Origin of the sequence: Flavobacterium silvaticum, from assembly GCF_012911565.1 — a bacterium.
Lineage (GTDB): Bacteria > Bacteroidota > Bacteroidia > Flavobacteriales > Flavobacteriaceae > Flavobacterium > Flavobacterium silvaticum.
Map to the genome: position 1 here is coordinate 183,725 of NZ_JAAMPU010000102.1, position 14,566 is coordinate 198,290.

Here is a 14,566-nt window from a genome sequence, read left to right on the forward strand (position 1 = left end):
GTTAGGATTCTGTTATAATTCCGAATTGCTCTTGCCAGTCGTGAATTGATTTCTACTTTTGCAGCGAAATCGATTTCGTAATTATGGAACCCAGCAAAACCCTCGGTGAATTCATCATCGAAAAACAGGAAGAATTCAAATATTCGACAGGAGAATTATCACGCATCATCAACTCGATCCGGCTTGCGGCCAAGGTGGTCAACTATAAGGTAAACAAGGCCGGATTAGTCGATATCGTCGGTGCTGCGGGCGAAGTCAACATTCAGGGCGAAGATCAGCAAAAGCTCGATGTGTATGCGAATGAGGTCTTTATACAGACGCTGATCAACCGCGAAATTGCATGCGGAATCGCATCGGAAGAAAACGACGACTTTATCACTGTTTCCGGCAGTGACAACAGCCACAACAACAAATATGTGATCCTGATGGATCCGCTTGACGGTTCATCGAACATTGACGTCAATGTTCCGGTCGGGACTATTTTTTCGGTTTACAGACGCCTGACGCCAATCGGTTCGCCCGTAACGCTTGAGGATTTCCTGCAACCCGGAATCAACCAGGTTGCGGCCGGTTATGTAATTTACGGCACTTCGACGATGCTTGTTTACACCACGGGACATGGTGTCAATGGTTTTACGTTGAATCCGGCAATCGGGACATTCTATCTGTCGCATCCGAACATGAAATTTCGTGAAGACGGAAACATTTACTCCATCAATGAAGGCAATTACATCCACTTTCCGCAAGGCGTGAAGGATTATCTCAAGTATTGCCAAAAGGAAGAAGGCGACAGGCCGTATACGTCGAGGTATATTGGAAGTCTGGTTTCTGACATCCATCGGAATATGATCAAAGGCGGCATTTACATCTATCCGACAAGCACAAAATCTCCAAACGGAAAGCTGCGGTTGCTTTACGAATGCAATCCTATGGCATTTATTACGGAACAGGCCGGAGGAAAAGCTTCCGATGGGTATACGCGTATTCTCGAATTGGAACCCACCGAACTTCACGAGCGTGTCCCGTTTTTTTGCGGAAGTAAGAATATGGTCGAAAAGGCAGAAGAATTCATGTTATATGCAAATGAAGAATAGTTTTTACTTGTGATTTTCAACGTATTAAAATGGCTTCTTCTGGAGCCTTTTTTTTTACAGTTCGGGAAGGGTTGATTTTCAGTAAGTAGTGAATGTTGTCAACAATCTGGATTGCTTTTTTGTGGATAACCAAATACTTTTTATTTATATTTTCCTACAAAATATATTTATTTAATGCATTTCATCGATATTATTTGTATTTAATCGATTAGTTGACGTAATGTTGTCTTCCCCAAATGTACCACGTAAACTTAAACCTGCTTGGTTATGAAGACAAAGTTACTCTTACTCATCTCAGCCTTCTTTATGATGGCGACAATTATGGCCCAACCGGGTCAGCTTGACCTGACGTATAACCCAACCGGTGTTGGAGCTTATGGCGGAACTCCTCCTCCGGCAGCCTATCAGCCCAATGCGGAATGTATTGTCTACAAATCACGCATTTATACGAGTGGCCCGAATTTGAATAAAATCATTATCGTTGGCCGTTTTACGAGTTATAATGGCGTTGCCCGTAAATACATTGCCAGGCTTAATGCCGACGGGACACTTGATGCGAGTTTTAACAGCCCTGCATTTACGACCGGCTTTCTTTACACTACTGAGATTCTTCCGGATGGAAAAATCCTCGTTGCCGGAGACTTTACGGTTGGTGGCTATTCGAGTTTTGCCAGATTGAATTCAGACGGATCTGTAGATACGACTTTCAACCCCACGGCGAGCACGCTTAAAGGAGCCAACAACTGGGTTCTTGCCATAAATGTCCAGACTGACGGCCGTATTTTGATTGGCGGACAGTTTACACAATACAATGCCCTTACAGGAAAAAGACTTATCCGTCTGTTGGCAGATGGAACACCTGATCCGACTTTCACCGGAACCGGAACCGTAAATGATGCAGTCCGTACCATTTGCATGCAGGATGACAAAATTCTCGTCGGCGGATTCTTTACGGGTTATACCGGTTATGCCGGAAAAAATAAAATTGTTCGCTTGAATAGTGACGGATCTTATGACACGACTTTCAATGCCTCTGGAAACGGAGCAACCGGCGGAACAGCCGTGTTTGACATCAAATATGTCGATGGGAAGATTTTCGTCGGAGGTAAGTTCGACAATTTCAACGGTGTCAACAAACGTGCGATTGCGCGTTTGAATGCCGACGGTTCCCTGGATACAGCTTTCAATGTTGGAAACATTGGTGTGACCAATGCGGAATCCAATGCAGGAAGCGGTGCCGGTTATAACATCTTCTCTTTGTGTGTGCAACCCGATGGTAAAATTCTTATCGGAGGAAACTTCACACAATACAATGGTGAAAATATCCCTAAAGGAATTGCCCGTATCTATCAGGACGGAACCCGTGATTTGTCATTTGTGACAGGAACCGGATTTACAGGCGGAACATTGGTTTATGAAGGTAAATCTGTTGTTCGTGACATGGTGCTGCAGATTGATGGAAAAATCGTCGTAGGCGGTGACTTTACTCAGTACAACGGAATCAACCGTAGGATGTCTGCCCGTATCATTACCCGTGACTGTGATTCCTCTGTACAATATCAGGACGGAACCGGATGGGCAAATGGCGAACTTCCTACAAACAATACGCAGTTGGCGCTTATCTACAGCGGGACTTATACCATTCCATCCGGAACTCATTTGGTATGTTGTGATTTGCAGATCAATTCAGGGGCTATGCTTGTAGTAGCTTCCAACGCTTCGATCACGGTCAATGGAAACATCGTAAACAGCGGGAACTTTATAGTGGAAGACAAAGGAAGTTTAGTCCAGACAAATAACACAGCCACTTATACAGATTTTGGCGGAGGTGTTTTCCTTGCCAAAAGAAATACGACACCTGTCAAACGATATGATTATACGTATTGGTCGTCGCCTGTACAAAACATAAGCTTGTATACGGTTTCACCAAATACGCTGGCAGATAAATATTATAAATTCAATGCCCCAACAAGTGCCTGGCAGGTGATCATGAATGGTGCAGAAACCATGCAGGCAGCAAAAGGTTATATTATCCGTGCGCCTCAAACACATTCCATCACAACGCCGTCTGTGTTTACTGCATTGTTCAACGGAAGACCTAACAATGGGGTGATCAGTGCTGCAATCAATGCTTACGGAACCAACAAATGGAACCTTATCGGGAATCCTTATCCAAGTGGCATAGATATAAATGCTTTTCTTAATGATCCGGCAAATACTTCGATAGGAGGAACCATATACCTTTGGACACATAATACACCGCTTACCTATAATGGCCAGTATTACTTGTACACCAGTAACGACTATGCTACTTACAACCAATTGGGTTATGTAACTCCTGGAGGTTTCAGCCCGAGTACGTTTGATGGAAAAGTGGCGTCAGGACAAGGATTCTTTGTAGAAGCCCTTAACACGAACCAATTTGTGTATTTCAGGGATGCTATGCGTGTCTCAGGAAATAACAGCAATTCACAGTTCTTCCGTACTTCTGCAAATGCATCGGCGGAATCAACCGAAACAGCTATGCCAGCGGCCGCAGAAACATCTCGCTATTGGCTTAATATGACAAATGACCAGGGAGCGTTCAATCAAATGCTCGTAGGTTATATTGACGGTGCTACGACCGGCGTTGACCGCAATTTTGATGGACGTGCGCTGAGCGGGAATTACGTGAGCCTGTATTCACTTATCGATACTGATAAATTCACCATCCAAGGTCGTCCGACGCCATTCAAGGCAAACGATAAGGTGTCTTTGGGTTACAAAACAACCATTGCAGGAAGTTTCCAAATCAGCATTGCCCAAAAAGATGGCTTGTTCCTGGGAGATCAGTACATTTTCCTCAGAGATAAAACCACGAATTACATACACAACCTTACTGAATCCGCCTACACCTTTACATCGGGGATCGGCGAATTCAATGATCGTTTTGAAATCGTATATCAAAAGAAAACGGCTTCAATTGTAATTCCAGTTGGCCTGAATCCGGGTTCTATGTTAACCGCAGCGGTCAACGGAAATACCATTTCACTATTATCTGCCCGCAGCATGCAACAGGTTGAAGTATACGACATAAACGGTAAAAAATTGTTTGCCTCAAACAATATCCAGGCTTTGGAAACACAAATCACCAGTCTTGACAAAAGAAATTCAGTATTGATGCTTTACGTAACCATGGACAACGGCGAGCAGGTAACCCAAAAAGTGTTGTTTTAGAAAATAGAGTGTTGTTTTAAATTAGATTTTGTTTAGTTAGTTAGAAAGAAAAAGGTTGCCTTTATGAGAGGCAACCTTTTGATTTTATGGGTGTTGAACAATTTTTATTTGTTCATGTGCTGCATTTCATAAACAAATGTATCCAGATCTGCATCCATCACCAAAAGCGATAAAGCTTTGTCTACGATATAATGTACGTTACCCGGCGTAAAGCCTAAAGCGAGTGCGAAACGCGACAGTATTTCTTTTTGTTTTGGCCCTAAAACATGATCGGCGTAAACCATTCGCGACAAATCATACAGACGCTCCAAACGTTGGGTGTACAAATGAGGCGGGTTGATTGGGTATTTACGTGGGTTTTCAAGAATCTCATTAAATTCTTCCTTGCTGATTTCGAGTTGCACGGCAAGTTTATCAAGAAATAGTCTTTCTTCTTCGCTCAAATGGCCGTTTTCCATGGCTACACGAACAATAGAAGCAAAGTGACCCTTGTTCCTGCTTTGGAATCCGCTGTCGAAAAGATCGGAAATTGACATAGTATTTTGTTTAAAAATCGGCACAAATATACACGTATTTTACCAGTTGAGCCAACGTTCCGGCGACACAAAAAATACAGCGTCAAAAAGTAAATATAAATATCTCATGGCTCTATGAATCAAACCTCAAAAAACACTAAGTTTACACCGGAAATTCTAGGGTTGGATGTCAGATTTTTTGGTGTTTGTCGAAACCGGTTTACGTCATGTTTTAGACGTTCGAGGCTACGACCATATTCTTTTTCTTATCGCACTTACATTGCCATATTCGCTTGCTGACTGGAAGAAATTGCTCGTACAGGTTTCCATCTTTACTTTAGGACATTCGGTTTCTTTGATGCTCGCGGGTTTTGGTTTGATTTCGGCACCGATTTCATTCGTGGAATTCCTGATTCCAGTTACGATAATCGCAACAGCAATTTACCGGATTGCCAAACCTTCAGATGCCGCGAATTCACTGACATCCTGGATTACATTAGGTTTCGGTTTCATCCACGGCCTTGGGTTTTCGAATTATTTCAATGCGATTTTGATGGGAAGCCCTTCGGATAAAGTCGTTCCCTTAGTGTCATTTGCGTTGGGAATCGAACTGGCACAGCTTGTAATTGTTGCCGTATTATTGACATTGGAATTCGCTTCAAGAAAAGGATTCAAATGCAATAGACGCGATTTCAATATTGTTGCTGCCTCGATGGTAATCGGGATTGCATTGCCGATTTTAGCCGATACGGCATCGGAACTTATAAAAAACTAAATGGAATACAATAAAATATACAAATACGATCGCGCTTACCTCCGCATTGCCCGCGAATGGGGACAGCTATCGTATTGCAACAGAAAAAAAGTCGGGGCAATTATCGTCAAGGACAGAATGATCATTTCCGACGGATACAACGGAACACCATCGGGCTTTGAAAACAATTGTGAAGATGCAGATGCGTTGACCTTGTGGTATGTATTGCACGCCGAAGCCAACGCTATCCTTAAAGTGGCCGCATCTACCCAAAGCTGTGAAGGCGCCACGCTTTACATTACGCTGTCGCCTTGTCGCGAATGCAGCAAACTGATCCATCAGGCCGGAATCAAACGCGTGGTGTATCAGGAATCATACAAGGATTTATCCGGAATTGAATTCTTGGAGAAAGCCGGCGTCGCGACCGAACATTTGCCTAATCTGGATCAATGAACAAAAACCTCAAATACCTGCCGATACTTTTATTTGCCACGCTGGCATTGGGCATCCTCATTGGCGGAATGCTGAATTTGGGGCGCAATAATTTCTCGGGAAAAACGGCAGCACAAAAAAACAAACTCGACCGGTTGCTGGATTTTATCGACCATGAATACGTGGAAAATGTCAATACAGATTCCATTGTCGACCTCACCGTAAACAACATTCTGTCGAATCTCGATCCGCATTCGGTGTATTTGCCAAAGGACGAACAGGAAGTCGCGGCCCAGACCATGAAAGGTGATTTTGTTGGAATCGGTGTCAATTTCTATATGTACCGGGATTCGGTGGCCGTGATCATGCCGGTCAAGAACGGTCCGTCGGACAAAGCCGGAATCCAGCCTGGTGACCGTATTTTGTATGCCGGGAACAAAAAGCTTTTCGGGCGCAAATTGCCAAATGACAGCCTGTTTTCTGCCCTAAAGGGAAATCCTGGTTCAGATGTCGAACTTACCGTTTTTAGAAAAAGCGACCACAAAACCTTCAAGGTCAATGTAAAGCGCGGAACCGTCCCGATCAAAAGTGTAGATGTGGCCGTAATGCTCAACGCGACCACAGGTTATATAAAGATCAACCGTTTTGCCGAAACGACATACGATGAATTCAAATCGGCTTTTGCCAAACTCAGGCAGTCGGGCATGCGTGAAATGGTCATCGACCTGCGGGACAACGGCGGCGGCTACCTGGAAATGGCTGTGGAAATTGCCGATGATTTATTAAAGGACGGACAGCTTATCGTCTTTACAAAAAACAAAAAAGGCCGTATCGACAAGACGTTCGCAACCGGAAACGGCAGTTTCGAGAATGGGAAAGTGACAATCCTGGTCAATGAAAACAGTGCCTCGGCAAGTGAAATCCTTGCAGGTGCCATCCAGGATAACGACCGTGGAAATATCGTTGGCCGTCGTTCTTTCGGGAAAGGGTTGGTGCAACGTGAAATGGGCTTTGATGACGGATCTGCGGTGCGGTTGACTATTGCCAAGTATTACACGCCGACAGGAAGATCAATCCAGAAACCATACGATCACGGAAACGAGGAATATTTCAAGGAATTCGACCATCGTTTTGAAAGCGGCGAATTATACGAAAAAGACAGTATCCACGTAGCCGATAGCCTCAAATTCAAAACTCCGAAAGGCAAAATTGTCTACGGCGGCGGCGGAATCGTGCCAGATGTTTTCGTTCCTCTTGAAGTCGAACACGGAAGCGAAGGAATCGTCTACCTCATGCAATCAGGAGCCGTCAGTTATTTTGTATTCGAGCAGCTGGACGGCAGACGAAATGAATTCCGCGGTATGGCATTTCCGCAGTTTTTACAGGTAATGGATAAAACGGATTTGTACTATAACAATTTCCGCGATTATGTACAGAAGAACGGCCTTGACCTTGAATTCGACAATAACAAAGCATTGGTCAAAAAGTATATTACTGCAGAATTCGCCCGACAATTATACGGAGATGACAGGTATTACGATATTGTATTGCAGACAGACCCGATGATCAAAGCGGCTTTGAAGAACTGAGGAAACTAGCGTTTGTCGTGGCTTTGCGACTGGATTCCGTTGTTGAATAAGGTCAGCAAATCTGTTCCCACGGCAGCTCCGCTTCCGGCCGCGATTGACAGTTGGCTTCTCCAGCCGGCGAGTGTTCCGGCGACGTAGATTCCATCGGCCACTTTATGGTCTTCGTTTTTAAGCTGTATGCGATGTTTTTCCGGAATCGCCTTTTTATGTGGTTCGATGTAATCTGTCAAACCTTCGATCGCAAACGTATTGCTGAATCCGATGGCGACAACAATGTTCGCTGCCTGATATTCGGCTTTGTTGGTGGTTACGGTGAAATTCGGGTAGGATCCGTCCACGCGCAACACTTTTTCCCCTTCTATGATTTCAACTGACGGATACGTCGTCCGGACTTGTTCCAGCGTAGATTCGAGCAAATCGCTTCCCCAGGTTCCGGCTTTGATTCCATAGGCATTATTGAAAAGTGCTTCCTGAAGGTTGGAGGATTTCTGGTGGGCGATGATACCAATCCGTCTGCCCGACATATACGGTTTGCTATGTGCCGATCCAAGAATCATGGCACACGAAACGCCGGCAACGCCACCGCCAATTACGAGTATGTCGAACATTAGTGGTTACGGGTTTTATGTTCGATGAGCTTTGACATCCGGAAAATAATCAGGATGCATAACGCACAAAAAGCAGCTACGATACCAATAAGTCCTACAAGGCTGTCTCCTTCGAATAAATTATTGTAATCGAGCAAAGTAACGTTGAAGATTATTAAAGCGACGGTCATTACGACCAGAATGGAAGTGAATATTTTCATTATTGGGATGAAATATTTTAGGGCAAAAATACCCAAATATGCATTTAAACGAACAGGCCTTTAACGTTTGCTGCAAATAATTTAACAGCGATGGCAAGCAGTATCACGCCGAATACTTTCCGGATCACGTTAAGCCCACTTTCACCCAGCGCGCGCTCAATTTTACCCGACAATTTCAACACACCGTATACAAGTATTACATTGAGGATTATGGCTACAAGAATGTTATTCGACTGATATTGAGATCTTAATGAAATCAACGTAGTAACGGTTCCGGCGCCGGCAATAAGCGGAAAAGCAAGTGGGACGATAGATGCGGACGAAGGTTCGGTGTCGCGATACAGTTTTATTCCGAGGATCATTTCCAACGCGATGAAAAACAAAATCAAAGATCCGGCAACGGCAAACGAACTCACATCTATCCCGATAAGTTTCAAAAGCTGGTCGCCCGCATACAGGAATACAATCATGATGGCGCAGGCAACGAGAGATGCTTTTTCCGATTCGATCTGCCCGAATTTACTGCGCAGATCAACGATAATTGGAATGGTCCCGACAATATCGATTACTGCAAAAAGCACCATGGTTACGGTTAATATTTCCTTGAAATCCAACATTGTTTCTGTCTTTTATTGAGCGTGCAAAAGTACGGCTTACCTAAAGGAATTAAACTTAACAAGCCGTTAATTTTTCAGAACCTATTTTCTGCTATTTAAAGTACCTTTGCCGTATGTTCCAACTTGGTAAAACCATAGTATCCGAAGAAATCCTCAAAAACGAATTCGTCTGTAATCTCACGGCCTGTCATGGCGCTTGTTGTGTTGACGGAGATGCAGGTGCGCCTTTGCTCGAATCAGAAACAACCATCCTTGAAGAAATCTACCAAAAGGTAAAACCTTTTTTACGACCGGAAGGAATTGCAGCCATTGAAGAGCAGGGAACGTGGGTCATTGGAACAGACGGAACGTTGGAAACGCCGCTCATCGACAACAAAGACTGCGCTTACGTGATTTTTGACGGAAAAACGGCTCTTTGCGGCATCGAACAAGCCTATAGCCAAGGCGAAGTAAGTTGGAAAAAGCCGGTTTCATGTCACCTGTATCCAATACGCGTAAAAGATTTTTCTGAATTCGCAGCCGTCAATTACGACGAATGGGAAATCTGCGATCCGGCTTGTTCACTGGGAAAAGAACTCGAAGTTCCGGTTTACAAATTCGTGAAAGAAGCTTTGATACGCCGGTTTGGTGAAAACTGGTATTCCGAACTTGAAAAGGTGGCCGAAGACTTCAAATCGGGAAAATAATTTCAATTTCAAGTATTGTTAATCGTTTGGTAAAACAAAAATCGGCTAAGTTTTAAAAAGACATAGTACCTTGCGCCGGTTTTAATCGATTGTAAATGACCTGTACTTTATATTCCCGTCTGAGTTTTTTGGTGTGCTTTTTTGTTTTTGTGCTTGGTGTGCAAAAGTCTGGAGCCCAGTGTTTTCAAATAGAAAGTATTCTTGTTGATGCCTGCGGGACACAAGAAGGGCTAAACGAAATGGTCCGTTTCCGGATTGGAAGTACAGATCAGAATACCTCGAACCTTGGCGTAGTCTGGCCGAATAATCCGTTCCAGGGATTGATACAGGATGCTTCCACGGCAGCAAAAGTGGCTACGATAAACTCGGATATTCTCGACGCGGGCGGATGCGGTCAATTGCTTGAGCCTGTCAATGGCGTACTTCCGGCTAATGCATTGGTGATTTTGTGTACGAGTCATTTGCTCGATACGAGCCTGAACGATTTTGGCCCCATAACTGAAAATATCTACATCATTTTCCAGAACAATTCGACTGTAACCGGCGGGCATTTCGCCAATTCGGGAACAGGTCTGCGTACGCTGACTATATCTTTTGGAGCGGGTTGTATTGATACGGTTACTTATGACCGTGCCCTTTTGGTAAACACGAGCGGTGCCACGACGGCTGCAGATGGCGCCACGGTTTTATTTTCAGACGACAACCAACCGACATATATAAACAACGGTTGTTCGGCTCCGGTTCCTTTATTTACGGCCGATGCCGGAAACGCAGTCAATGGTTGCGCAGGAGCTTCGGTTTCACTTTCGGGTAGTGCGCAGGGCTATGATTCTGTTTTGTGGACTGCTCCTTCAGGGACTTTTTCAAACCCGGATTCGTTGACTACGACGTACACCGCCGCAGCTGATGCTACGGGCACAATCACCCTGACGCTGACAGCTACGAATATTTGTGGCGGAACCGTATCTGACACCGTTACATTCACCGTCCAGAATGGAGTCGTGCCGAATTTCCCGACGACGCTGGCAATCTGTCAAGGCTCGACAGCGCCTACGCTGAATACGACTTCCCCGAACGGCATCACCGGAACATGGAATCCATCGACTATAAATAATACAACAAGCGGAAATTACGTCTTCACGCCTAATCCGAACCAATGTGCATCGTCCGTGACCTTAGCTGTTACCGTGACGAACAGCATCACACCGGACTTTGCACCGACACTTACATTGTGCCAGGGAACGACTGCGCCTGCGTTGAACACGACCTCACCAAATGGAATTGTCGGAACCTGGAATCCATCAGCAATCAACAATACAACTAGTGGGAGTTACGTATTCACTCCGAATCCGAACCAATGTGCCGCGCCTGTTACGTTGGCGGTCACCGTGACGAACAGCATCACCCCGGACTTTGCACCGACACTTACGCTGTGCCAGGGAACGACGGCTCCGGCCTTGAATACGACCTCCCCGAATGGAATCGTCGGAACTTGGAATCCGTCAATAATCAATAACACAACTTCCGGAAATTACGTCTTCACCCCGAATCCGAACCAATGTGCCGCGCCTGTTACGTTGGCGGTCACCGTGACGAACAGCATCACACCGGATTTCGCTACGACATTGGTAATTTGCCAGGGAACGACGGCTCCAACTTTGAATACGACCTCCCCGAACGGAATCGTCGGAACCTGGAATCCGTCAATAATCAATAACACAACTTCCGGAAATTACGTCTTCACCCCGAATCCGAACCAATGTGCATCGGCAGTAAATCTGGCTGTTACCGTGACAAACAGTATTACTCCTGATTTCGCTCCGGCATTGGTAATTTGCCAGGGTTCGACAGCACCGGCCTTGAATACGACCTCCCCGAATGGAATCGTCGGAACCTGGAATCCGTCAATAATCAATAACACAACTTCCGGAAATTACGTCTTCACCCCGAATCCGAACCAATGTGCCGCGCCTGTTACTTTGGCTGTCACCGTGACGAACAGCATCACCCCGGATTTCGCTACGACATTGGTAATTTGCCAGGGAACGACGGCTCCAACTTTGAATACGACCTCCCCGAACGGAATCGTCGGAACCTGGAATCCATCGACTATCACTAATACGACTAGTGGAAATTACGTCTTTACTCCAAACCCAAACCAATGTGCTGTGCCAGTAACGTTGGAAGTTACTGTGACAGATGGAATCGTTCCTGACTTTGAAACCGCGTTTACCATTTGTCAGGATTCGGAGGTTTCGCCTTTGCCGACGACTTCACCAAACGGCATCACGGGAACCTGGAATCCATCGACTGTGAGTAATACATCGAGTGGCAGCTATGCTTTTACGCCAGATCCGAATCAATGTGCGGTTCCGATCACGCTTCAGGTGACTGTGGAAACGTTTGAAATCCAGACTTCGCAAGGTTGTGTTGGCGGACAATATTTAGTTCAGGCCGAAAGTCCTTCAAGTCAGGACGGTTATGTTTTTGTGTGGACCGATGGATCAGGAACAGTAGTGGGTAATGATTCAAGCCTTGATGTAAGTGATTTGTCCGATTCTTTCGGGTCTCCGATGGAATTCACACTTACGGTAACATCCCAAAATGGTTGTGCCCAGACAGAATCTGTAACAGTAAATGGTACTGCATGTACTATTCCAAAAGGCGTTTCCCCGAACGGCGACATGCTTAATGACACTTTTAATTTAAGCGGCATGAATGTATCTGAACTTAAAATCTTCAATAGATACGGTACAGAAGTATACAGCCGAAAAAATTACACTAACGAATGGTTTGGACAATCAAACTCAGGTACTGAATTGCCGGACGAAACATATTATTATTACATGACCACGACAACAGGTTCTGCCCGAACAGGTTGGGTGTATCTGATTCGTCAGCAATAACCTAAAATATATATTTAACTTACTGTTTATTAAATATTTAATAACTTGGGTTCTCTGTGGAATGACTTGAGTGCAAGTATTTTTGTGTGCTGTTTTTTTCAGCGTTTATAACAACGTATGAATTTGAATTTCCAAAATTTTTTTTTGTCTCAAAAGTGGATAACCGCCATTTTTGTTCTCTTATCCTTCTCAATAGGACAGGCGCAGATTTATCTTCATGATTTTGGTTCCACCGCCATTTCAACACATCCATATACGGTAAATCCGATGGTCCTTGATACGCATTTGTCAGGTTCATCATGGACTAATTCGGTTGGTATATGGAGCAGTAATACAGGTTCGACAGGAGAGGCAATCCGTCTTACAACCGCGACAAGCGCCACAATTACGCTTACTTTTTCGGTCGCGTCCAACTTTGCGGCAACTATAGATTCGTTCAGTTTCTGGTCTTTGCGAAGTAACCTCGGGCCACAGAACTGGAGCATGACTGTTAATGGAACTTCGGTTGGTTCAGGAACTACAGGAACTACAGGCGCCTCAACCGGAACTTTACCTGTTTCTACCGCCATTACGGGTTTGACAGGAACCGTAACGGTAGTCATTTCACTAAGCGGACAAACCGGGAACGGAACGTACCGCCTCGATGATTTCAGGCTTAACGGGTCTGTCGTATCGAATTGTACAGCGGCGACCATATCGACTATTTTTCCGCTGACAGGTCCTGAACATACGTTGGTTACCATCAGCGGAAGCGGTTTTATGGCAGGAACTACCGATGTGCTGTTCAACGGAATTGCATCTGTTTTTGAAGTGGTTTCCGATACAGAAATAAAGGCGTATGCACCCACTGGCGGAACTACGGGTTCTGTAAGTGTCATCACCAACGGGTGCGAAGGTTTTTCTTCCCAGACATTTACTGATATCGAATCTGTCGCAGTCCAGAACTACGCTTCAGACCTTTATATTTCGGAATTATATGATGCACAGGCGGGTGACGGAGGTGTGATTGAACTTTATAATGGGACGGCTTCGCCAATAGACCTGTCCGGTTATACAATCAGAAGATATGGAGATGTGGGTGGGCCGACTTTTTACACCATTATTCTCACGGGAATAATTATGCCCGGCGAAGTTTTCCTTATTGGGATCGGAAATGGAGTGACACCATGCTCTATTTCAGAAAATATGCATTACCCGACCGGTTTTAATTCCAATGATGAATTCGTATTATACAACGGCGCAACCATAATAGATGATGTCCATGCGCCGGTAAATGTAGGTTATTCCGTAATCCGGAATGTAACAGCAATTGGCCCGAATCCAGTATTCAATTCTGCTGATTGGAATACGAATACAACGGAAGATTGCAGCGACATTGGAATCCACAATGTTCCATCTGCAATTCCACAGATAGCGACCGCACCCGCAAGCGTCTCCGATTGTGCCGACGGATTGGTCGTTTTTTCAACCTCATTGCCAAATCCGGCCGGCTTTACGTATCAATGGAAATTACTAGATGCGTCCGGAAATTGGGTCAATATCACCAATGCAGCTCCTTTTTCGGGAGCAAATACCCCAACATTGACTATCAATCCGGCCGGAATAACTCTGGATAATGGACAGTTTTATTGTCAGATGATTTCTACGACAAGTACGGTTGTGAGCAATGCCGCCCAATTGGAACTCACACCGGCACAGGTAGCTGATTTCTCCACTTCGCTCATCTTGTGTAACGGCAGTACTGCGCCGGTTTTAAACAACATCTCTCCGAATGGAATCACGGGAAGCTGGTCGCCGGCCACTGTCAGCAACACCACTTCCGGCAATTATGTCTTCACGCCTGACGCTGGCCAATGTGCCTCTCCGGTGACATTGTCGGTTACGGTCACGAATTCCATCGTCCCTGATTTCGCTGCCATTCCGCCATTCTGTTCGGGTTCCTCCGTTCC

General features: G+C 45.1%; 12 protein-coding genes. 8 read left to right on the forward strand and 4 right to left on the reverse strand.

Annotated elements, in window-relative coordinates; all coding sequences use genetic code 11:
- The first annotated feature begins 83 nt into the window (after positions 1-83).
- Together fbp and G6047_RS06985 are read left to right on the forward strand one after the other, a co-directional pair.
- Positions 84-1,094: a class 1 fructose-bisphosphatase gene (gene fbp, locus G6047_RS06980; RefSeq protein ID WP_211165396.1), complete on the forward strand. Its 1,011-nt coding sequence runs from the start codon at positions 84-86 to the stop codon at positions 1,092-1,094.
- Positions 1,095-1,361: 267 nt separating this feature from the next.
- Positions 1,362-4,310 carry a delta-60 repeat domain-containing protein gene (locus G6047_RS06985; protein ID WP_169526768.1) on the forward strand — a complete coding sequence of 983 codons (2,949 nt, stop codon included), beginning with the start codon at positions 1,362-1,364 and terminating at the stop codon, positions 4,308-4,310.
- A 104-nt stretch (positions 4,311-4,414) separates the two neighbouring features.
- Here the strand turns inward: G6047_RS06985 and G6047_RS06990 are convergent, their stop codons facing one another.
- Positions 4,415-4,846 carry a tellurite resistance TerB family protein gene (locus G6047_RS06990; protein WP_169526769.1) on the reverse strand — a complete coding sequence of 144 codons (432 nt, stop codon included), beginning with the start codon at positions 4,844-4,846 and terminating at the stop codon, positions 4,415-4,417.
- Positions 4,847-5,012: 166 nt separating this feature from the next.
- Between G6047_RS06990 and G6047_RS06995 the strand changes: the two genes are divergently transcribed.
- The 3 genes from G6047_RS06995 to G6047_RS07005 are packed head-to-tail and all read left to right on the forward strand — an operon-like array spanning position 5,013 to position 7,600.
- Positions 5,013-5,600, forward strand: a complete 588-nt coding sequence (locus G6047_RS06995) for a HupE/UreJ family protein (RefSeq protein ID WP_169526770.1) — start codon at positions 5,013-5,015, stop codon at positions 5,598-5,600.
- Positions 5,601-6,032, forward strand: coding sequence for a deoxycytidylate deaminase (locus G6047_RS07000; protein WP_169526771.1), 432 nt, complete (start codon positions 5,601-5,603; stop codon positions 6,030-6,032).
- Complete coding sequence (locus tag G6047_RS07005) at positions 6,029-7,600, forward strand: S41 family peptidase (protein ID WP_169526772.1); 1,572 nt, start codon at positions 6,029-6,031, stop codon at positions 7,598-7,600. Before G6047_RS07000 ends, G6047_RS07005 begins: the two co-directional genes overlap by 4 nt.
- Positions 7,601-7,605: 5 nt before the next feature.
- Here the strand turns inward: G6047_RS07005 and G6047_RS07010 are convergent, their stop codons facing one another.
- The 3 genes from G6047_RS07010 to G6047_RS07020 are packed head-to-tail and all read right to left on the reverse strand — an operon-like array spanning position 7,606 to position 9,025.
- Positions 7,606-8,208, reverse strand: coding sequence for an FAD-dependent oxidoreductase (locus tag G6047_RS07010; protein ID WP_169526773.1), 603 nt, complete (start codon positions 8,206-8,208; stop codon positions 7,606-7,608).
- Positions 8,208-8,408, reverse strand: a complete 201-nt coding sequence (locus tag G6047_RS07015) for a hypothetical protein (RefSeq protein ID WP_169526774.1) — start codon at positions 8,406-8,408, stop codon at positions 8,208-8,210. The genes G6047_RS07010 and G6047_RS07015 overlap by 1 nt, the downstream gene beginning before the upstream one ends.
- Before the next feature lie 44 nt (positions 8,409-8,452).
- Positions 8,453-9,025, reverse strand: coding sequence for a MarC family protein (locus G6047_RS07020; protein WP_169526775.1), 573 nt, complete (start codon positions 9,023-9,025; stop codon positions 8,453-8,455).
- A 113-nt stretch (positions 9,026-9,138) separates the two neighbouring features.
- Here G6047_RS07020 and G6047_RS07025 point away from each other — a divergent pair, with 113 nt between their 5' ends.
- The 3 genes from G6047_RS07025 to G6047_RS07035 all read left to right on the forward strand — a co-directional run.
- A complete protein-coding gene (locus G6047_RS07025; protein WP_169526776.1) occupies positions 9,139-9,711 on the forward strand; it encodes a DUF3109 family protein in 573 nt (190 codons plus the stop codon).
- A 95-nt stretch (positions 9,712-9,806) separates the two neighbouring features.
- Entirely contained in the window at positions 9,807-12,617 is a 2,811-nt protein-coding gene (locus tag G6047_RS07030) for a T9SS type B sorting domain-containing protein (RefSeq protein ID WP_169526777.1), read from the forward strand.
- Positions 12,618-12,761: 144 nt separating this feature from the next.
- The coding region (locus G6047_RS07035) for a lamin tail domain-containing protein (RefSeq protein ID WP_169526778.1) at positions 12,762-14,566 on the forward strand (1,805 nt) is incomplete at its 3' end.